This is a genomic window from Microbulbifer sp. MLAF003 (assembly GCF_030012965.1).
GTDB lineage: Bacteria > Pseudomonadota > Gammaproteobacteria > Pseudomonadales > Cellvibrionaceae > Microbulbifer > Microbulbifer variabilis.
This window is the reverse complement of record NZ_CP120232.1, coordinates 1236770-1257965: the sequence shown is the minus strand read 5'-3', so window position 1 is coordinate 1257965 and position 21196 is coordinate 1236770. Positions and strand designations below refer to the sequence as shown.

15 protein-coding genes and 1 pseudogene are annotated in these 21196 nt (G+C 47.7%); 8 read left to right on the top strand and 8 right to left on the bottom strand.

Features of this window, described 5'->3' with window-relative positions:
- The first annotated feature begins 222 nt into the window (after positions 1-222).
- From P3339_RS06030 to P3339_RS06015, 4 genes and pseudogenes are all read left to right on the top strand, one after another.
- A pseudogene (locus P3339_RS06030) lies at positions 223-1406 on the top strand (aspartate aminotransferase family protein).
- A gap of 24 nt (positions 1407-1430) precedes the next feature.
- Positions 1431-2345 carry an ornithine carbamoyltransferase gene (gene argF / locus P3339_RS06025; RefSeq protein ID WP_282952716.1) on the top strand — a complete coding sequence of 305 codons (915 nt, stop codon included), beginning with the start codon at positions 1431-1433 and terminating at the stop codon, positions 2343-2345.
- Positions 2346-3198: 853 nt separating this feature from the next.
- Positions 3199-6135: a ribonucleoside-diphosphate reductase subunit alpha gene (locus tag P3339_RS06020; protein WP_020412716.1), complete on the top strand. Its 2937-nt coding sequence runs from the start codon at positions 3199-3201 to the stop codon at positions 6133-6135.
- A 463-nt stretch (positions 6136-6598) separates the two neighbouring features.
- The gene (locus P3339_RS06015; protein WP_020412714.1) at positions 6599-7864 is read left to right on the top strand and encodes a ribonucleotide-diphosphate reductase subunit beta; all 1266 of its coding nucleotides are present in this window, start codon (positions 6599-6601) and stop codon (positions 7862-7864) included.
- 156 nt (positions 7865-8020) lie between these two features.
- On the opposite strand, the gene P3339_RS06010 is transcribed toward P3339_RS06015, so the two are convergent.
- The 3 genes from P3339_RS06010 to P3339_RS06000 are packed head-to-tail and all read right to left on the bottom strand — an operon-like array spanning position 8021 to position 10531.
- A complete protein-coding gene (locus P3339_RS06010; protein WP_282952715.1) occupies positions 8021-8767 on the bottom strand; it encodes a LytR/AlgR family response regulator transcription factor in 747 nt (248 codons plus the stop codon).
- Positions 8768-8779: 12 nt separating this feature from the next.
- Positions 8780-9793, bottom strand: coding sequence for a sensor histidine kinase (locus P3339_RS06005; RefSeq protein WP_282952714.1), 1014 nt, complete (start codon positions 9791-9793; stop codon positions 8780-8782).
- A gap of 21 nt (positions 9794-9814) precedes the next feature.
- Positions 9815-10531 carry a hypothetical protein gene (locus P3339_RS06000; RefSeq protein ID WP_020412711.1) on the bottom strand — a complete coding sequence of 239 codons (717 nt, stop codon included), beginning with the start codon at positions 10529-10531 and terminating at the stop codon, positions 9815-9817.
- A 436-nt stretch (positions 10532-10967) separates the two neighbouring features.
- On the opposite strand from P3339_RS06000, the gene P3339_RS05995 reads away from it, so the two are divergent.
- Positions 10968-11354, top strand: coding sequence for a DUF2750 domain-containing protein (locus P3339_RS05995; protein WP_020412710.1), 387 nt, complete (start codon positions 10968-10970; stop codon positions 11352-11354).
- Positions 11355-12232: 878 nt separating this feature from the next.
- Here the strand turns inward: P3339_RS05995 and P3339_RS05990 are convergent.
- Positions 12233-12568: a redoxin domain-containing protein gene (locus P3339_RS05990; RefSeq protein ID WP_282952713.1), complete on the bottom strand. Its 336-nt coding sequence runs from the start codon at positions 12566-12568 to the stop codon at positions 12233-12235.
- Between the two features lie 72 nt (positions 12569-12640).
- On the opposite strand from P3339_RS05990, the gene P3339_RS05985 reads away from it, so the two are divergent.
- Positions 12641-13555, top strand: a complete 915-nt coding sequence (locus P3339_RS05985; protein ID WP_282952712.1) for an alpha/beta hydrolase — start codon at positions 12641-12643, stop codon at positions 13553-13555.
- A gap of 85 nt (positions 13556-13640) precedes the next feature.
- Here P3339_RS05985 and P3339_RS05980 read toward each other — a convergent pair whose 3' ends face one another.
- Positions 13641-14858 (bottom strand): hypothetical protein, encoded by a 1218-nt coding sequence (locus tag P3339_RS05980; protein ID WP_282952711.1) that lies wholly within the window; start codon positions 14856-14858, stop codon positions 13641-13643.
- Positions 14859-15276: 418 nt separating this feature from the next.
- On the bottom strand, positions 15277-17466 hold the full coding sequence (locus P3339_RS05975; RefSeq protein WP_282952710.1) for a hypothetical protein: 2190 nt from the start codon (positions 17464-17466) through the stop codon (positions 15277-15279).
- A gap of 494 nt (positions 17467-17960) precedes the next feature.
- On the opposite strand from P3339_RS05975, the gene P3339_RS05970 reads away from it, so the two are divergent.
- Positions 17961-18728, top strand: coding sequence for an SIMPL domain-containing protein (locus tag P3339_RS05970; protein ID WP_282952709.1), 768 nt, complete (start codon positions 17961-17963; stop codon positions 18726-18728).
- Between the two features lie 85 nt (positions 18729-18813).
- On the opposite strand, the gene P3339_RS05965 is transcribed toward P3339_RS05970, so the two are convergent.
- Positions 18814-19038, bottom strand: a complete 225-nt coding sequence (locus tag P3339_RS05965; protein WP_282952708.1) for a hypothetical protein — start codon at positions 19036-19038, stop codon at positions 18814-18816.
- A gap of 35 nt (positions 19039-19073) precedes the next feature.
- Positions 19074-19481 (bottom strand): DNA-3-methyladenine glycosylase I, encoded by a 408-nt coding sequence (locus P3339_RS05960; RefSeq protein ID WP_282952707.1) that lies wholly within the window; start codon positions 19479-19481, stop codon positions 19074-19076.
- A 226-nt stretch (positions 19482-19707) separates the two neighbouring features.
- On the opposite strand from P3339_RS05960, the gene P3339_RS05955 reads away from it, so the two are divergent.
- A complete protein-coding gene (locus tag P3339_RS05955) occupies positions 19708-21165 on the top strand; it encodes an amidohydrolase (RefSeq protein ID WP_020412702.1) in 1458 nt (485 codons plus the stop codon).
- Positions 21166-21196: the final 31 nt, after the last annotated feature.

The following is a 21196-nucleotide window of genomic DNA, read 5'->3' as shown; positions in this document are numbered from 1 at the left end:
CGCAGGGAGGAATAAGTACCCACAGCCCAGATCGAAGCAAAAAAACGCCATGTCTTACCTGAAATATCGCCCGCTTGGCTATCTCAAATGGATAGCACACGCGACACAAAGCTTGTGGTAGTATTGTCAAATCCGTAATAGATGCGGAATGAACACACCAATACAAAATTTTCTGCGGCAAAGATTTTGAAGCCGATGACCTGGAATTAAGGAGAACCCGCAGTGAGCACCCCCACACTGATGGACAACTATGGCGAGAGAACCCTGACACTGGTCAGGGGGAAGGCAACTATGTGTGGGATAACGAGGGTCGACGATACCTGGACGCTATTTCCGGCATCGCCGTATGCGGCTTGGGACACTGCCATCCTAAGGTAACCGAGGCCATTCAGGACCAGGCCAATACCCTGTTGCACGTCTCCAACCTATATAACATTCCGGCACAGCAGCAGCTGGCCGATCGACTGGTATATATGTCGGGCATGGACAACGTATTCTTTTCCAACTCCGGGGCGGAGGCCAACGAGGCCGCAATCAAGTTAGCGCGTAAACTTGGCAACGAACGCGGACTATCAACACCGCGCATTATTGTGATGGAGGGGGCTTTCCACGGCCGTACCCTCGCGACCCTCACAGCAACAGGCAATGAAAAAGTCCAACAGGGTTTTGCCCCCCTGCCAGAGGGTTTTTTAAGGGTCCCGTTTAATAATATTGACGCAGTTACACACCTGGCCGAACAGTATGACGATATCGTCGCCGTGCTGGTGGAGCCGATTCAGGGCGAGGGCGGAATCCGTGTACCCGCTGCAGATTACCTGCCAAAACTACGCATGCTATGTGACCAACATGACTGGCTGCTAATGCTGGATGAAATACAGACTGGCAACGGCCGTAGCGGCAGGATGTTTGCCTACCAGCACGCGGGTATAGTCCCGGACGTACTGACCACAGCCAAAGGACTGGGAAACGGGGTACCTATCGGCGCTTGCCTGGCCCGAGGGAAAGCTGCAAGCCTGTTTACCGCCGGCAGTCACGGCTCCACCTTTGGCGGTAACCCTTTAGCTTGTCGCGCCAGCCTCGCAGTATTGGAAGCACTGGAAAGTGAGTGGTTACTTGAACGTGCCGAAAAGCTTGGCACACAGCTAATGCAGTCTCTGCAACTGCAACTACAAGACTGCCCTGCAGTGTTGGAAATTCGCGGTCTCGGCCTGATGATCGGTATAGAGCTGGAACATCCTTGCTCAGAACTGGTTGAGCAGGCCCGAGCATATGGAATCCTGATTAACGTGACAGCAGGCAATGTACTCCGACTATTACCACCTCTCACCCTCACCGACGCCGAGTGCCAGCAGTTGGCAGGTGATATCAGCACCTTGATTCAACAATTTGCGCTGCAAGCAGTCTGAAGCACCAATTAAGGAGAGCAGCTTATGGCAACCAGACATTTCCTCACCCTAATGGATCTGTCCTCAAAGGAACTAAAACAAATTATTGAGCGCGCAATCGAGCTAAAAACACTGCGCAGCCAGGGCATAACCACTGACCTTTTCCGGGGTAAGGTACTGGGAATGATTTTTGAAAAATCTTCCACCCGTACACGGGTCTCCTTCGAGGCCGGTATGGCGCAAATGGGCGGCAGCGCCCTATTCCTGTCACCGCGGGATACCCAACTTGGACGCGGAGAACCCATTGAGGACAGTGCGCGGGTGATTTCACGCATGGTAGATATGGTGATGATCCGCACATTTGGCCATAAGACTCTGGAGCTCTTTGCCGCCCATTCACGGGTACCAGTCATTAATGCCCTGTCTGACAGTTATCACCCCTGCCAGCTTCTCGCCGATATCCAGACTTTTGTCGAGCATCGAGGCAGCCCCTCGGGCAAGGTGGTAGCCTGGGTAGGCGATGGCAATAACATGTGCCACTCCTACATCAATGCCGCTCGCCTGTGCGACTTTGAGCTGCGGATCGCCTGCCCCCAAGGCTATGAACCGGATGCCGAAATAGTCGCCGCCGCTGGCGACCGGGTAAAAGTTGTGCACAACCCTGTAGAGGCGGTGCGTACAGCCGATTGGGTTAGCACTGATGTCTGGGCCTCGATGGGACAGGAAACGGAACAGCAGGTACGCACCAAGGCTTTTGACAACTTCCAGGTAAACCATGAACTGATGAGCTACGCCAAAAGCAACGCAGTTTTTATGCACTGCCTGCCTGCCCATCGCGGCGAGGAAGTAAGTGCCGAGCTGCTGGAAGATGAAAGCATCTCCGTTGTCTGGGACGAAGCAGAGAATCGCTTACATGCACAGAAAGCATTGATGGAGTTTCTTCAGGAGTACAGCGCCTGAGTATTTTTTGCGCCGGCCGGTTGCGCATCATTTCGCAATACCGGCCACCTTGAACAACCATCCACTGCCACCAATCGACCGGAAATGCCCAGCCACTTTATCTCGGTCCCTGTCACGTAACGCATAATTCATCTAGCTGCTCACACTTGTGACACTAAATTCATTATTTAGATAAATATTCACCAATGCATACCTAATAAACAAGCCCGCGCCAACATTAAATTCACGCCACAAAGTTGATCATCTTAGTACCAATTTGCTCAAATTACGGTCATATAAAAATGGTTATTGCCGTTGTTAATTTAGAACGCCTTCGCTATTAAAAAAAATTGTAAGAGCTTGTATTTAACCCACTCCCGAAGTGCCTAATCCCATGCAGCCCAGCTATGGCGGGCTCTGCCGCGGAAGTGGCTACTGACTCAACCAGCCTACCCACAATTTATCCACAAACAACTACAAAGTTATTCGCCTTGAACTGACCCGCCTACCGCATTATCTTGTAGCGCACTCGAGGCCGTACCCCTATATATTGGGGTAGAGGGCTAAGGGCATCCCCAATTCAAGGGGCAAATTCCGGCGCCTTGCCACACTTTTTGGCGGTGGGCGTCAGACGCTGCTTTTTTCAAAGCAGAATCAGAGGTAAGCGGGCGGAAAGGAATTATCCGCCGCAGGCAGCAGCCGGCAGACCTTAACTGTGCGCCGGTCATCAAGCCGCCTGTTTCCAGTATCCCCCACAGAGTGGGAGAAATTACTGAATGCGATGGACCCGCTCCGCACATGCCACGTAGTCCAGTGGCCGCTGTTCTAGTGAACACACGCGGACAGACAACAAAACAACCTTTCGGAGATTTACATGCACACAGAGACAGGGCGCTCTCAAACCGTGCCTGCGGAAAAGTCGGGCACCTCAAGCGACCAGGCTACTGGCGGCACCACTCTGGCCGCTACTGCACCGGGACAAATCCGCGTAATTAAGCGCAATGGTACCGTTGTCCCCTACGACGACAGTAAAATTTCCGTCGCCGTTACCAAGGCCTTTCTCGCTGTTGAAGGCGGCACCGCCGCTGCGTCCAGCCGTGTCCACGAACAAGTTGAAGAACTGGTTGGCCAGATCAGCTCTACCTTCAAACGCCGCATGCCTTCTGGCGGCACGATTCATATCGAGGAAATTCAGGACCAGGTAGAACTGGCCCTGATGCGCGCCGGCGAGCACAAGGTTGCGCGCGACTATGTACTTTACCGCGAAGAGCACGCCCGTCTGCGCGCTGAGAAAGTGAAAACCGCTCAGCAAACTGAGCAAGCTATCGATGCCCACCCCAGTATTCGTGTAAAACTCGACGATGGCAGCCTTGTCCCCCTGGATATGGAGCGCCTGCGCACTGTTGTCAGTGAAGCCTGTGAGGGCCTCAAGGATGTAAACGCCGACGCCATCCTCAGTGAAGCGCTGAAAAACCTGTACGACGGTGTTTCCGAAAACGATATCAATACCGCATTGGTGATTACTGCGCGTACCCTGGTTGAACAGGAGCCCAATTACACCTTTGCCACTGCCAGCCTGCTGCTGGACAAGCTGCGCTCAGAAGCCCTGCGCTTCCTTGGTGTTGCAGAGCGCGCCACCCAGCACGAGATGGAAAAGCTCTACGCCTCCACCCTGCCCACCTACGTGGAAAAGGGTATCGAACTGGACCTGCTGGACCCGGCGCTGGCCACCTTCGACTTGGAAAAACTCGGCGAAGCTTTAAAAGGCGAACGCGACCACCAGTTTACCTACCTGGGCCTGCAGACCCTGTACGACCGCTACTTCCTGCACAGCGATGACATTCGTTTTGAGTTGCCGCAGATCTTCTTTATGCGTGTCGCCATGGGCCTCAGCATTAATGAAGAAAATAAGAACGAGCGCGCGGTAGAGTTCTACAACCTGTTGAGCTCCTTCGACTACATGAGCTCCACCCCGACCCTGTTTAACGCCGGCACCCTGCGCCCGCAGCTGTCCTCCTGCTACCTGACAACGGTACCGGACGACCTGCACGGTATTTACGGTGCTATCCGCGATAACGCCATGCTGTCCAAGTGGGCCGGCGGTCTCGGCAATGACTGGACGCCAGTGCGCTCCCTGGGTTCCTATATCAAAGGCACCAACGGCAAGTCCCAGGGTGTTGTGCCCTTCCTGAAAGTGGCCAATGACACCGCAGTAGCAGTCAACCAGGGCGGCAAGCGCAAGGGCGCTGTGTGTGCTTACCTGGAAACCTGGCACCTGGATATCGAGGAATTCCTCGAGCTGCGCAAGAACACTGGTGACGACCGCCGCCGCACCCACGATATGAACACCGCCAACTGGGTCCCCGACCTGTTTATGAAGCGCGTGTTCGAAGACAAAGAATGGACCCTCTTCTCCCCGGCGGATTGCCCGGACCTGCACGACCTGTTCGGCACCGCATTCGAAGAGCGCTACAACCACTACGAACAACTGGCTGCCGAAGGCAAGCTGCGCCTGTTCAAGAAAATCCGCGCACTCGACCTGTGGCGCAAGATGCTGGGCATGCTGTTCGAAACCGGCCATCCCTGGATTACCTTTAAAGACAGCTGCAACCTGCGCAGCCCGCAACAGCACGCCGGTGTGGTACACAGCTCCAACCTGTGCACCGAGATCACTCTCAACACCAAGGCCGACGACGAAATCGCCGTGTGTAACCTGGGCTCCGTCAACCTGGCTCAACACATTGGTGAGAACGGTGAACTCGACCGCACCAAGCTGGCCAATACCGTAAAAACCGCGGTACGTATGCTCGATAACGTTATCGACATCAACTACTACGCGGTTGAAAGTGCACGACAGTCCAACATGCGTCACCGCCCGGTAGGCATGGGCCTGATGGGCTTCCAGGATGCGCTGTACAAAGCCGGCATCGCCTACGCCAGCGACGAAGCCGTCGCCTTCGCCGACAACACCATGGAAGCGATCAGTTTCGAAGCCATCTCCGCTTCCAGCGATCTGGCTGCCGAGCGCGGCAAGTACCAGACCTACGAAGGCTCCTTGTGGAGCAAGGGTGTTCTACCACTGGACTCTATCCAGATCCTGGCTGAGCAGCGCGGCCAGCAGTTTATCGAACAGGACACCAGTTCCACTCTGGACTGGGACGGCCTGCGCGAAAAAGTAAAATCTCAGGGTATGCGAAATTCCAACGTGATGGCGATCGCCCCTACCGCGACCATTGCCAATATCACCGGGGTTTCCCAGTCGATCGAACCGACTTATCAAAACCTGTATGTGAAATCGAATCTGTCCGGCGAATTCACCGTAGTGAACCCCTACCTGGTACACGATCTGAAAGATCGCGGCCTTTGGGATCAGGTCATGGTTAACGACCTGAAATACTACGAGGGTTCCGTACAGAAAATCGATCGCGTACCGGAAGACCTGAAAGCGAAATACCGCACCGCGTTTGAAGTGGAACCGCGTTGGATTGTGGACGCCGCCAGCCGTCGCCAAAAGTGGATCGACCAGGCCCAGTCCCTGAACCTTTATATTGCCGGTGCCGATGGCAAGAAGCTGGATCTGACCTATCGCATGGCGTGGTTCCGCGGCCTGAAAACCACTTACTACCTGCGCGCCCTGGCTGCCACGACCACAGAGAAATCCACCGTAAACAGCGGCACCTTAAATGCGGTAAGCGCACACGGAAGTAACGGCATGGCCGCTGCAGAGCCTGCTGAACAGGCGGCACCGGTTCCAGCTGCGGTACCTCAGGCCTGCTCCCTGGACGACCCGGATTGCGAAGCCTGTCAGTAAAATTATTGCCCCTTTTTTAAGGGGCTGCACTAACTCTCGGGGAGAGCGTCGTAACCGCACGTGCGGGCATGACCATGCGCAGCGACCCCGGCCCGCCCGGTACCAAAAAGCCGGAAGAAGTTACGGGCCGGGGATCGTCTGCGACCTGCAAGCAACAGGAATTTTCCCAAAGTGCAAAATACAAAATTGCTGTAATACACCGACTTTAAGCATCGGAACTCCTTTGCCCAAGCAGCCTTCCCAGGCTCTAAAACCCGGAAAAATACGGGTAAAAAGCAAAGCAGTAATTGATCTGGCACAGTAATTTTGTGCCCGGGCAGGTAGAAAATACCTACTCCAAAGAATTATTGCCGGAAAAAACCGGTACATCACCCCTGGCCCCTCCCTGCGAGTATCGCGCCAGGAAGATTGAAGAAAATTAATATCGAACTTTCGATACCGAGACCAATCAAAAGGGCCAACTATGCTGAGCTGGGACGACTTCGAAACAAAGCCCCAACAACCTGAGAAAGCAACCGAACCGCGACCGGCGCCGGAGACCCAGGCGAAAGCTGTGCAAGAACCCAGTGCTTCTTACACAGCGGAAGCAACAGCTCCCACAGCCACTCCGGCGTCGCCTGCGGCCCAAAGTGGCTCCACAGCTGTTGAAGCTGCACGGGCAACAGTTGCCAATATGGACCCAGCTCCCGGCCTGGAAGAACTGGAAATGGGCGCAGCCCGTATCCAGGTGGATGAAAAGCGTATTATCAATTGCCGCGCTGACCTCAACCAGTTAGTGCCCTTTAAATACGACTGGGCCTGGCAAAAGTACCTGGATGGCTGTGCCAATCACTGGATGCCCCAGGAAATCAACATGAACAAAGACGTGTCCATGTGGAAAGACCCTAACGGTCTCACCGAGGATGAGCGTCGCATCGTGGAGTATTCCCTCGGTTATTTTTCCACCGCAGACTCCCTGGTTGCCAACAATCTGGTGCTGGCGATCTACCGCCATATCACCAACCCGGAGTGCCGCCAGTACCTGCTGCGCCAGTCTTTTGAAGAAGCTATCCACACTCACGCCTACCAGTACTGTGTTGAGTCCCTGGGCATGGATGAAGGTGAAGTCTTCAATATGTACCGCGAAGTGCCTGCAGTTGCCAAGAAAGCAGCCTGGAGCCTTTCCCATACCCAGGCAATCGGTGATCCCAACTTCAAAACCGGCACTGTTGAATCCGACCAGGAGCTGCTGCGCAACCTGATCGCCTTCTACGCCGTCACCGAAGGCATCTTCTTCTACTGCGGTTTCAGCCAAATACTGTCTATGGGTCGCCGTAACAAAATGACGGGGGTTGCCGAACAGTTCCAGTACATTCTGCGTGATGAGTCTATGCATCTTAACTTCGGCATCGACGTGATCAACCAGATCAAGCTGGAAAACCCACACCTGTGGACTGCAGAATTCCAACAGGAAGTAACCCAAATGATTCTCGAAGGTATGGAACTCGAGGTCGCCTACGCCCGCGATACCATGCCCCGCGGTGTGCTCGGTATGAATGCGAACATGATGGAGGAATACCTCCAGTTTATCGCCAACCGCCGCCTCAGCCAGCTGGGCTTGAAAGAGCAGTTCCCAGGTGCCCAGAATCCATTCCCGTGGATGTCTGAAATCATGGACCTGCGCAAAGAGAAAAACTTCTTCGAAACCCGGGTTATTGAATATCAAACCGGTGGCGCACTACAGTGGTAAGCGCCTCCTGGTAAGCGAATTACTAAAAAAGGAGAAAGTAGTCGCTCACAGGAAGAGAAGTATTGAAAACGGGCTTGATGCCCGTTTTTTTTATCCTAATAATAGCCTGCTGAAGGTTCTCCCTAGTATTCACCCCACAAATACTTCTGCCTAAGTTTAACTATCAAGCCAGCGCCGAAAAGCAGAACTTCTTGTCTTGCTAGTTATGAGAGGTTCGTTCAAACCTGAGAGATGAACGGCGAGAGTGTCTTTACCGTAAGCCTCAAAGCGCTGCACATACTGGATATTGACAATATCGCTACGATTGATTCGAATAAATTTTTGAGGGTTCAGCTGGGACTCAAGATCAGTCACCGACTGTTGCACTAACGGGTGAATCATCCCTTTTTTATCGTGCGCAACAATAATTCCTTGCTCAGCCCTTAGGCAAATAATATCTTCTACCCATAAAACCTCTACACCTCTGCCCTTTCTCAATAGAAATCTATATCTAAATCCAGCGCCGCCAGCCGGCTCTTCCTTGGCATAATTTTTATCTGAAAAACTACTCTTTAACTGCTCGAAAGACAGCATAGCACCGGTAAAACGCTTGTAAGAATATGGCTTAAGTAAATATTCAATTCCCATATTTTGAAAAGCATTCATCCAATAGGAATCATGGGCGGTGGTATATATAACCGGGCAGGGTAAATCAATCTCACTCAACACGTGAAACACCGGCCCATCGAGCAGCTCTATATCTGAGAATATAAGATCTAACTCGATTTCCTCCAGGAAAAATCTCCGAACCTTTTCAACCTTATCCAACGGACCCAAGATTTTGGCTTGAGAGTTATACTTCAGTATATAGTTCTTTAGTTTCTCGGCCGTTAACGGCTCATCCTCAATCAATAGAATATTCATCGAATGATTACATTAGTTACAGGCTAGTGGAAGGCGCAACATGAATTCACCATCCTTTTGCATGACTTCTATTGACCTACCTAGGATCATCTCCGATCTTTTCCTCAGGTTTATTAGTCCTAACTTTCCCGAAGGAACCGTTGTAACTTTTGGCCTTATTTTATTTCTCACCTCAAGCCAGTGATCAGTCACTATTACTTTAACCCATAAAGGATTCTCCCTATCCCCCTGGTTATGTTTGATTACATTTTCCAGCGCCAACTGAAGAGAGCAAGGTAAAGTTACATGTTGATATAAAGTATTTCTTCTACATTCAACATCTAATTTGTACGCATGAGAAAACCTTTGCTCCACCAATGACATATAATCCATTGCAAAAGTAATTTCACGATCAAGACTTATCGTTTTGAAATCTTGACACTCTAAGACATAGCGATAGATATTTGTAAATTTATCTAGAAACTCATCAGCTATCTCAGGATTGGAACCTATAAGTGCCGACAGAACATTAAGATTATTAAATAAGAAATGAGGATCCAGCTTCTGCTGCATGGCTTCAAGCTGCTTCTCCAAAAGTAACTTTTGCACTCTCTCCAAATCTAGACGTTGCTCATTAACCCCTTTAATTAGCTTAAAGGAAATAACTGCACCACAATTTAAAACATGTAAAAAAATCAAACTCAACGCAAGTAAGGACACATGTCTTTTATCTATCTCCTGGATACCAAAGAACAGCTCCAAAGACAAAGTAAGAAATATTGCCAGGAAAAGGTAGATAAAGCCGCTAATTACAAAAACTGCAAGGAAGAATTGGATGGATATATTATCCTCTTTTTTACTTGGTATTAACGTGCCATATACTTTCAACGATAACCATTGAGAGAGAAAGCACTGCAATACAATCCAAATTGGTGCATCATAATGTATAACGATGGCATTTCCCGGAGTAGCTTTTATTGTAGCAGAGTACAAGACAACCAAAATTGAGAAACACGTCGTCAAAAAAATAATGGCTGCCTTGCTCATCTTTATACTTTACTTATTTATTTACTGCGGAAGACGCATAATAACCTGACCATTGACATCGAGAAACTCTAATTTTGCCTCACCATCTTTGGTAACCATTAGCTGAATACGTTTGTTTCCATCAATATCATTTAGCTGAAGCTTCGAATCACCATTTAGGGTACCGTAAAAAGCCCTTCTAGTCCCGCCAAGCTTTTCTTCTTTATACCGCTTTGTTAACCATGCTATTCGCTCTTTATCGCCAAGCCTTTTAGCCTCACTAAACTCCTTAGACAGATCAAAATCCATATCCTGATCAGGACGGTCCATTACTGTAAGGCCCGTGACCATATAATCAGAACTTTCAATGTGTTGCACCATTAGAGTTTGATCTTGATTATATCTATCAAAAGATAGATGTAACCCATGGTTAGTTATACCACCGTCCTGACTTCCTCGAAATATAAATCCCCCATTTTCAGTCCCCTCATCATTGTAAAAAATCATCCCAGGCCTAGAGGACTTTGATCGAAATACCTCTCGCCCATACCTTTCGACCCCTGGCGCCTTATCTGAGTTTGCTAGAACCATACGATTTAATCCGTTCTTTTCTACAATATTGATTCGCTCGACAAAAATCTCTTCAAACTCAACTGTATCCCTCTTAAGCCCCATTAAGCCGCCCAAAAAAAGTACGCTTAATGCTAGTAGTACATTAATTTTGCTTTGATGACTTGATACTTGTCTTTGATTTTCCATGTTAACTACCTTACCTAAATAAAACCTCAAAGTTAGGGGGTAGAAGGAAAGTGTTCTAGAAGAAAGCTGTGAACGGGGGAGAACCTAAATAAACAGGGGGAAAAGCCAAATAAGATGTGCTCAAGAGGCCTTTGTGAAACATCGAGAGGATTGTTTTTGAGATATGTACAGTCAGATAACAATAGCAATCACCATGTATAGATAGTGACTTTGGGAATACAGCATATAGTGAGTCCCTATTCTTACTACCTCCCTCAAACTAGATTTATGTTCCACTAAAGCCCTTATAGATCACCATTGACGCCTATCAATAGGTTAAACAGTTTGGACAAGATTCAAAATTGGCGCATAATAACTCATACTAGCTGCACTCAACCCCCAAGAAGACGCTGTCTGTCGTAGCCGCCCGTCTTAAATTTATGATTGTGAATTCTCTATGAACACCCCTGATTTGAACGATATTGCTACCTTGAGCTGTGAAGATCGCTATGAGTATTTCCTGAGCATAGCCGGAGAAGAGCGGGAGATCTGGATACTGATCGATAGCCAAAATTGCTTTCTTAAAATACACACCGATGAAGACGGTGGCTTTGAATATCTACCAGTATGGCCAAGCGCTGAATTTGCCCAAGCCTATGCTGAGAATGAAGCAGGCCTCACCCCTAAAAGTATTCCCTTACCACAGTTTTTAAAGAAGTGGCTTTCCGGCTTAAAAGGTGACGGCATTGAAATAGGTGTGTTTCCTGCGTCGGATAAAAGCGTATGGATTACTAACTCAGAGGAGCTAGAGGTCGATCTGCGGGAAGAACTGAACAACTTCTAAATGAGCCATTCATATTGAAGCTATCGTTTCAAGAATCTGACAAAGAAGCTTAATTCCATTGAATAAAAGTAAGATAACAGGCTAAACACCTGTTTTCTTGCTTAGGAAATAGACATTTACAGATTCGCCGCCTGATATTTATATATACGATTCACTTGAGACGCTGCAATGAAAATCAGGAATGAAATAAGTTTCGATACCACCAAAAGCCAAAAGGCGTAGAAAGATATAAAAATCGGCTTTGCTCACTCATAGCAGCGCAGTCGCCAGCGCAAAGAATTCGGCAAAGCAAATAGTATTCGGCTAGATAACTTTTACGTCATCCAAACCTCCCCACAAGTCGACATCCGAATTCAAAGTAAAATCCACAACTCCCCCTCTAGAGAGCAGATAGATATTAACTCCCTGATCCAGAGACCACCAATCATGTAGGGTAACCAACGCTTTATCGAGAAATTGATACTGAGTAATAATCTCTCTACCATAAACAGATATAGTTTTTTGTTAAGGCCATCAATAAATATAAATTTTCTACTAGCAATTAGAGTAAGCTTGGAATCATTAACTTTAGATAGCAAAGCGTTCATCACTACCCTCCCCCTTAAATTCAAGACCTCTAACTTTACTATGAACTTTTAATCCAAAAAGCAGTCTCCCCAAGTTAGCTGTGTATTTAAAAACTCCTAATATGTTCCCCTAATTGGGTAATGATTATCAGGATTTCGAATAAACTCGATACCCACCAATAGCGTTTGCAAGTCAGGCCTTGCAAAAGGTGCATTGGAAATATCGACTATTTGCAGCCTTCCTGATTCGTTGATGACAAAAACACCCGGTTCAGCAAAGGACCTGTCTGTTTCTTCTGGGGAGCGGGGTTTTTAAATATAGAGCCCAAGCTGCTGCATTTGGGGTATTGATAAACCGTAACCGATAGTAAATCCCGGCTGAATTGTTTCCATATGCAGAGAAGCTTTTTCCTCGGTATCGGCAGAGACAGCAACCACGTCAATACCCTCCGCATGATAGCGGGGTAGTAGCACACTCAATACACGCAAATACTTGGTACAAAGAGGGCAGTGCTTACCTCGGTAAGCGACTACCATCTGCCAATGAAAACTACCGTCGGGCTTCCCCAGCACCAACTCACCTCCGCCAAGTCGCTGTACCTTTATGGAAGGGAAATCTCTACCAGAAGCAAGCTTTATATTGCTCATTAGCACCCCACTTGAGAATATAAGTAGAGACCTAGTCAACCAATGAATCCCACCGTTAGTATAGGAGACTCGATGAAAAAGCCCCTTATTCGTTTTCTATCAACGCTACTAGCAACCGGACTGCTAAGTGGCTGCCCTGCTAACCACCAAAGTAACTCTTCTCCTGAAAATCATTCCCAACCACTCGAGTTTTTGCCTGCCCTGAAAGGGGACTACTTTAAGTTGGATTCAACGATTATTGGGCGCCCCTACCATATCTATACTCGCCTGCCTGAGGGCTACAATTCAAACGAGGATACAACTTACCCGGTAATTTATCTCCTCGATGGGGATTCCCTGTTCCCAATTTTGGCTACTAATCACCTGTTTATGCATTACGACGATTACGCCCCCGAGGCGATTATCGTAGGTATTGCATACGGATCATTTAAACCCGAGATCAATCATCGCAGTTTTGACTTTTCGCTACCCAGTGACAGTGACACACTTAAGTACGGCGGTGCAGCACAGTTTCTCAACTTTCTAGAGCAGGAGCTCTTGCCAGCAGTTGAAAGCCGCTACGCGGTAGACCCTCAGCAACGGGTTCTCTTCGGTCAAAGCCGCGGGGGGCATTTTGTACTGTACACGGCCTTTACTAAGCCCGACTTATTTCAAGGCTTGATAGCTAGTAACGCCACCTTTCTTCCACAGCAGGAGTTTTTCCATAGGGAACCTGTACAAGCGACAAGAGAGGATCTGACTCTGGTAGTAACCAGTGGCTCTAAAGACATGCCAAACCTACGCAATGATGCACTCTCCTGGCATAAGCACTGGAAAGAACGAGAGAACATTCCCTGGCGCATTGCATTTACAACGATTCCGGGCGGTACCCATGCGGCAAACAGTACTGACAGTTACCGTTTCGGCATCCATGAGATTTTTGCGGAAGAGATCGAAGTATCTCGTATGAAAGCAGAGAACAATTTACAAGTGGCAGAGGATCACTAGAGCTAAAAATTAATAGCAGTAAATATGTGATTCCCGCAAACTAAAAAGCCCGCTTAAAAGCGGGCTTTTTAAAACGATGAGCTAATTACTCTGTACAGGCAGCAATACGACCAGCCGTATTTTTACCGGCACCACAGTTCAGGCCACCGGGGATACCAGTGTAGTCTGGGGCCATAATACCGCCGTTACGCTGAGCATCATGGTCAGTATAGAGGCTCGCCAGGTTATAAGAGCGTGCAGTACCTTTGTGATCATTATCACAGGAGAAGATCGCGCTACCGTATGCGATACCCAGGAAGGTTTTGTATTCTTTCAGGTTTGAGTAGAGGTTGCGCTTCCCTGAGCCAGAACAGTTCATCTGAGACGCCAGGTTAATATAACCGTCGTCTTCACCGCCCAACAACAGGGAACTTGCAGTTGCAATGCCAGGGAAGCCCGCATAACCGCCAATGGTATAAACCGGTGCAGCCAAATTTGTACCTACATAGTTACGCACCGCATAAACATCATTTGTCTGCAGATAGCGCACCGCTGAGCACTCTCGACCTATAAACAGATCATTGACCACGCTTTCTATCCAACTACCGTTACACAGCCGATCGACAAATTCTGTGCCGGTAATAGCACCACCAGTAGTGAAAATTGCAGCAATACCACTAATCGCTTTATTAAAGTCAACCTCAACCGCATAACGGTCATCTAAACCAGCTACGTTATAGGTCTTGGTTTCGGTTTTACATCTCTTCCAGAACCATCTGCCAGTACAAACCTTTGAGCTTTCAGTAACAGTATTTGTGTCAAACTGGTTATAAGCGCGATTGTAGTAAGGAGATCCGGGTACAGCATTGCCGGTGAGGTACATCATTTGCGCCGCACCCTGGCTATGAGCAATCACCCAAAAGGTATCATCGGCTTCACACTGATTATCATGCTGGTATCCATCTCCCTTACCACTGCGAATATCAATGATCTGCCGGGCAATCTCACCTGCTGTACCATCATGCCAATAGGGCATTTCACCCTCATCGGTGGAGTTATATCCAACTACTCCGTAGTTGCCACCGTTCATGCGCAACTGCTGGATAAAATTACTACCATTGTATTTATCAAAGAAGGCCTCGCTCCAATAATCCAGGGCTGGCTGTTCCAGCTTACCTTGAGAATCAGTGCGCTGTTTAATATGCCCTTCGGTACCATGACCATGGACGAGAATATAGCAGTTGTCAGCTGCTGCAAAAGCTGACGCCATGAGCCCAGCAAGTGCAAGAGAGAGACTTACACCCAATCGTTTGTAGAATGTCATTGTTGTATCCTTATATTTTTTCCCAGCCCCACTTCACACTTCCAAAAAATTATTTTTATTGGCCGGAATACTATTTTTGGACTGGCAAACTTATCTGGAGAAGATATTGCGGTAATAGGACTTCAAGCGCCAAACGAGAACCCGGAGCGACATGCTTGCAGACCAGTTAGTCAGAAGGCAAGAATTCAGGCAGTTAACCAAATATATTTTAAAAAACTTATAAATCTTGACCAAAGCCCTGGTAAATCAAACAGACCGCACAGGAAGAACCCCACATCTGGATAGATTTTTTGTCCAAATTTTAACCAGGCCGAAAAATAGCAAATGTGAAAAAGGGGGCTTCCCCCCTTTTTTAGTCAACAAACCCTCTATAAAAAGCGCGCAGAAAATTAAAACTGCTGATCAAATTACAATCGAATTAGTTAACGCTTTTTGAGTGATAAATCATCGCCTGCCACGTATTCTGCTGACCACCACCATAGTTTTCAAAAGTTGGGTTCTTGATGTAACTCCAAGCTACCTTGCCACCACCCATATACATAGGCTCATCCAATCCACCCCAACCATGATTAGGCAACTGAATCGGCCCCTCAAGAACATTCAAGTCCGCATCAATTTCCATCACATAGTAGGCTTTGGGAACCAAGAGACGTAATGACTTTGGGCTATAAATTCGATCAAAGGGTAAGTTATCCGAGATACACTGGAACTTGGCATATCCGAATAAATAACGACCATTTTTTAAGTCAACTAGCTGAGGATCACTAACCTGGCAATCATTATCCTCTACCAGCCACTTAAAGCCTTGCCCACTAATGCTTCCACTACCATTGACCTTAGCAATACCAATGCGTGTCAGAGAGGAAGGATCCAGAGCATCTCCTGAATAAAGTCCTTGACGCTCAATTGAAGGAAACTGGGCTTTCTCTGGGTACCAATAATTGTAAGACATATAAGAGAGGAAGCAGTTATTTTCATCATAATCTGAACACTCCTCGTCAAATGGCCCCTCTTTGCTAGGGTCTACACCCACTTCATCTTGTAGAAACCGATCCATATCGGCATCAGCAATAAATTTTGGAGAGACAATTAATGACAAATTAGTATCTGCATCCAGGGGCACAACAGTATGCCCTCCACCATTGGAGACCATTGCCGCGGTTGAAGGTACAAAATGGTTAAAATAGCCTTCAGAGCTCGAACTTGAGGTTTCCATTTTAATCGCGATAGTTCCAAGCTGACCGTGAGTGCTGCCAATCCAGTCATTCCAGTCGCTAGTGCAAAGAGCCCCATATTTCTCATTATCGGGATTATAGAATGCCCGGATATTGACAACATGGCCATCGCCACAAGCCCAATACCAACCGCGATTATCCGAACCACTCATATTCAGCGACCAATCATTTCGATTGATAACCGTTAAGCCCGCAGAATAATGTGAGTCCCCTTCATTATCGAATACACGGGCTGAGGCCGAGAAAGCATAGCTAGACCTCCCCTGGCTATCTGTATCCACGTAAACCAATTCTTCTGTTCCCACATGAGATCCGCCATGCATTTTATTTACTACATAAGCATCGGGCGTTTCACTCAGAGCTTCGCTCTCCCACTCCAGCAGCCATATCTGATCATTATATTTGTAACCATTGTCACGAATATGTTGTAGAAGAGCATCGTGATCGGCAGAGGATAAATTATCTATGATATATTCCATTTCCTCCTGCATTTCAGCACCTTTAATGATAGTAAAGGAAGGTGATTCACCGAAATCAGTATCAGGGAACGTGCTTTTCAAACCGGGGAGAAAATCATCAAATTTTAATGTCGGGTGCTCAGTGAAGAAATCAATGAATTTTCCATGATTAGTGGCCACCATTAAGCCAATTTCATTACTAATTCGTGCTTCAATTTTGTCAATATTATCTTCCATTGTCATCCAACCGCTACCATACTGCTCCACAAGGTCCCCTTGAACCTCGTAGCGTTCATGCGCCTGGTAATCTGTATTACAAAGTACTGCCACTCGGGAGCAATCTTTGCTCGCGGCAATACCATGGGATTCATGGCATTGTTTTAAAATTGTCGCATTGCCTGTCTGGTCGAAGCTGGAGGTTTCGGGGTTATATTTTAGTTCATACACGGAACCATAGGTGGTATCGTCAGCGCTGGTCCCCTCAGATAAAGTTGTTGAGACAAACATTCGGGGGGTCTCGGTGTCCGTCGCACAGGTAGCTACATAGTTACGAATAGGGATATCAATGTCATTTTCATTCTGCTCACCATCTGTCCGAGCAATATAGTGAGCCATTTGATAGACTTCTTTGGCGTTATTCATTGCATCAGGCAAGGTCACATCCACAGCTGTCAAAGTGGCAAATCCAAGCTCAGTGACTTCTACATCACCGACCATCACTGAAGTACCGACATTATCTGATATTGGCGTATCACCTGCGCCTCCTTGCCCATTACCGGAACCCTGTCCACTACCACCATCTCCTGCAGGTTGGTCAGTATCAGAAGATGAGTCTCCCCCGCCGCCCCCACCACAGGCGGTCAGAAGTGTTACTAAGGTAACTGCAAGTAATTTCTTGTTAAATAATGTTCCCATGAGTTCTGCTCTTCCAGAAAGTCGCTACAAATATAGTTATTGGCTGGGCCTAGCCAGGTTGTCCCACCTAGAAACAACGGCCGACCTTAAAGGCTATGCAATCGATTTTCTGCGAAGTAGCTAAAGCAAAAAGTGTCTACTGGTTCAAAGTAAGCCCGGGGAATAAATATGCATAGGATAAAAACCTGGGAAAAGTATAGATAAAAGCTTTTATATAGATGAAATTAGCCAGAAAAATTCCCTAAAAAGACTTTCCTTAGCCCCCGGGCGACCCAAAGTCATCTAGAAAAATTATTTGATAAAAATCAGAATTTATTTCCCCAGAACGCCTAACACTCAACTTGTCACACTTTGGCAATTTAAATCAGTTTTTAGTGATTTTGGTCACTTATGACTAATTAATGACCTCGGCGGGATTTGCAAATATAATTACAACTTCAGCTAATTTTTAATATAAGCCCACCAACAACGACTTTTCAAAGTGAGAAATCAAAATGAACAGGATGCTACTGTTATTTACCTTTCTTCTATCCAATATCTGCGTAGCAGAACCAGAGATAAAGGGTTCTCCCCAAGAATTACGCGGAATCCTATATCCTGTAGACAATATTGTCACAATCCGTGGTAGCGCTGAAGAAACCGCTTATTCTGACCGTGCCATCATCAGCTTAGTCGTTACTACCGAAGAAGAACAATTATCAGATGCCATCACAGCAAATCACTCTCTTCGTACAAAGCTCCGACAGAGCCTCATTACAACAGGCATTGATCAAGATAAAATCAAGAACTCCAGATTTTCTTCCTCTCCACAATTTGGCTGGCTAGGCAAAAGGCCTAACAGCTACAAAGTAATGAATCGAGTAGCAATTACAATAGAGGGAGAAGATCAGCTACAAGCTGTCGCCCGGCTCGCAGATCAAAATAAAGAGGTAATGATTGTAAACACTGCATTTGAGCATTCAAAAGAGAGGCAGACCAACAAAGAGGTACAGTCTCAAGCCCTACAAAATATTTTACAACAGAAAACCGACTATGAGATGGTTTTGGGTGTAAAACTAATACCCGTCGGCATTCGGAAAAATAACACGTACTTTCGAGCCACCGGTGGTGCCATGGCTATTGAGGAAGTCGTAGTCACTGGCTCCAGAGTACAACAGGATGACCTTTACTCTTTCGAGCAGGAACCTTCCTTTGATGAGATTCTATATGAAGCAGATCTTGCAGTAGATTTTAGAATTCAGTCTGAGTCCAGAACCCAATAAATCAGCCTTTGAATAAGGGCTTGACTTCGGTATCTGAATGAAGCGCTGGATAGCTATCACCATCCCCTATCCAGCACCCCTAAACTCACCCTACAGATAGTGACAATATCTGGCTAATTTCATTCAAACTGCGATTGGATTGCATTTGCCAGGTTTCAATTGCTTCTTGCAATGCTGCCCAGTCCTTTTTTGAAGAGGGAGATTTATCCACTACTCCCTCCCTGACAAGCGCCCTTATGGTATCGCTAGCAAAAACCAGAGTATCTACCCCCATTCGGCGTAAGAATACTTGAGCAGTTTTACCTCCCAACCTATCTCCGCCCCTACGCAGATACTTTAGATTCTCTATATAATTAGCTGTATTCCAGCTGGAAAAATAGCTTCCCAGACTGCCGTGCTTATTAGACAGCTGCCAAAAAAATCTGCATTCCTTGGTATCGATCGTGTTTTCGTCCAATGCTTTATCATTCCCTCCTGGTGCATCAGGTCATCAAGTACCTCTTCCGGCAAGTACCGGCAAAAAGATAGGTCAAACCCATGAAAGATATTCTCAATACCTGGCCATTTTTTCTCCACCACCTTCCAGCTAAATCCCGCCTGAAAAACAGCCCTTGAGGCGGCAGATAGCCACTGACTATTGGGAATAGACTGGATCTGCTCCGCCGCCTTGGGTTTTGTCAATCTTGCTTCAAGGCCTGCCTCTCCTCCAAATCTATCAATTACCGGAGCCTCAATATCTAAAAAATTACGCATGTAAAAATACTCCGTAAAAATTCATACCGACTTATATCAGCCTAAAGCAAGGACGACTAGTAAAATGACAAGAGACTTTTAAATAGGGACTCACTCCCAGCCTGATTTCTGGTGAGTAAATTAGGACTCACCTGAGTAATGAAAACAGAGAAAAACTCTCCCCAAACTGATACTTTGTATACACCTACTTTCTTGAATATCTATTTTATAACAGCAGGAGTTCCATATGGTCCGACGTACACTCCCCGCCCTTATTTTTGCTATCTCAGTTGCTACAGCAGATGCTTCAGGGCCTGAATCACTACCAGAGGATGCTAGTTGGGTTAGCAGCCAATCTGAACAGATGAAATCCCAGGCTATTGAACTCGCTGATCACCTGTGGAGTTTGGCCGAGGTAGGTTATCAGGAAACCCTCAGCAGTGCGGCCATCCAAGCTCAGTTGAAAGCTGCGGGTTTCAGGATCGAAGAGGGTATCGCAGACATACCCACTGCTTTCGTCGCCACCTTTAAACAGGGACGAGGAGGACCAACCATTGGACTACTGGCAGAAATGGATGCGCTACCCGGAGTCTCCCAAAAAGCGGTGCCCTACCATAGCCCGATTGAGAAGCAGAACGCTGGGCACGCCTGTGGACATCACTTGTTTGGCGCTGGATCAACAACAGCAGCGGTTATGCTCAGTCGTTGGTTACAGGAAACTGACACGGACGGTGAGATTCGCCTGTATGGTACGCCAGCTGAGGAGGGAGGCTCTGGCAAGGTCTATATGGTAAGAGCTGGCGCTTTTGAAGATACCGACATAGTTCTACAGTGGCACCCGGGTGACCAAAATGAAGCTCACCCACAATCCAGCCTGGCAAACAAGTCTGCAAAATTTCGTTTCAAGGGTATTGCCAGCCATGCAGCCGCTGCACCTGAACATGGCCGCTCCGCTTTGGACGGCGTCGAGGCTATGAACTTCATGGTAAACATGTTGCGTGAACATGTACCAGACAGCACCCGCATTCATTATGTAATTACAAATGGTGGAATGGCACCCAATGTCGTTCCAGCCAATGCAGAGGTCTTTTACTATGTACGTGATCGCAGCGCTGCAGACCTAGAGCCAGTATGGTCACGTGTGGAAGAGATAGCGCGCTCTGCCGCCCAAGGCACAGGTACTGAAGTGGAGTGGGAGGTAATTCATGGTAACCATAGTCTTCTACCAAACCAAACGCTGAATCGCCTTATCGATTCCAGTATGCGGCAATTTGGCGGTATCCAGTACTCAACCGATGAATTGGAATTTGCCAAGAACCTGGAGGGACTTACTCACCGCCCCGGTCGTCAAATCGGTGACCAAGAAAACATTGTCGACTATAACCCTAGCGAGGCCCCCTTCCCCGGCTCCACCGATGTGGGGGACGTAAGTTGGAATGTGCCTACAGGCGGTTTTACCACCGCAACCTGGGTTCCGGGCACATCAGCCCATACCTGGCAGGCCGTAGCGGCAGGAGGGACAAGTATTGGTCACAAAGGGATGCTTTTAGCTGCAGAAACCCTGGCACTCACTGGAATTCAATTACTGAAGTACCCTGAACTGGTGGAACAGGCTAAGCAAGAGTTCAGCCAAAAGCGTGGAGAGAGCTTTGAGTACATCCCCCTTCTCGGCAATCGCAAGCCACCGCTTGACTACCGCAAATAAGTAAATTTCACTCTCTCTTGAATTAGAAAAG

Coding starts and splice junctions, on each gene's coding strand:
- argF (WP_282952716.1), top strand. CDS start 1,431: ATGGCAACCAGACATTTCCTCACCCTAATGGATCTGTCCTCAAAGGAA.
- P3339_RS06020 (WP_020412716.1), top strand. CDS start 3,199: ATGCACACAGAGACAGGGCGCTCTCAAACCGTGCCTGCGGAAAAGTCG.
- P3339_RS06015 (WP_020412714.1), top strand. CDS start 6,599: ATGCTGAGCTGGGACGACTTCGAAACAAAGCCCCAACAACCTGAGAAA.
- P3339_RS06010 (WP_282952715.1), bottom strand. CDS start 8,767: ATGAATATTCTATTGATTGAGGATGAGCCGTTAACGGCCGAGAAACTA.
- P3339_RS06005 (WP_282952714.1), bottom strand. CDS start 9,793: ATGAGCAAGGCAGCCATTATTTTTTTGACGACGTGTTTCTCAATTTTG.
- P3339_RS06000 (WP_020412711.1), bottom strand. CDS start 10,531: ATGGAAAATCAAAGACAAGTATCAAGTCATCAAAGCAAAATTAATGTA.
- P3339_RS05995 (WP_020412710.1), top strand. CDS start 10,968: ATGAACACCCCTGATTTGAACGATATTGCTACCTTGAGCTGTGAAGAT.
- P3339_RS05990 (WP_282952713.1), bottom strand. CDS start 12,568: ATGAGCAATATAAAGCTTGCTTCTGGTAGAGATTTCCCTTCCATAAAG.
- P3339_RS05985 (WP_282952712.1), top strand. CDS start 12,641: ATGAAAAAGCCCCTTATTCGTTTTCTATCAACGCTACTAGCAACCGGA.
- P3339_RS05980 (WP_282952711.1), bottom strand. CDS start 14,858: ATGACATTCTACAAACGATTGGGTGTAAGTCTCTCTCTTGCACTTGCT.
- P3339_RS05975 (WP_282952710.1), bottom strand. CDS start 17,466: ATGGGAACATTATTTAACAAGAAATTACTTGCAGTTACCTTAGTAACA.
- P3339_RS05970 (WP_282952709.1), top strand. CDS start 17,961: ATGAACAGGATGCTACTGTTATTTACCTTTCTTCTATCCAATATCTGC.
- P3339_RS05960 (WP_282952707.1), bottom strand. CDS start 19,481: ATGCGTAATTTTTTAGATATTGAGGCTCCGGTAATTGATAGATTTGGA.
- P3339_RS05955 (WP_020412702.1), top strand. CDS start 19,708: ATGGTCCGACGTACACTCCCCGCCCTTATTTTTGCTATCTCAGTTGCT.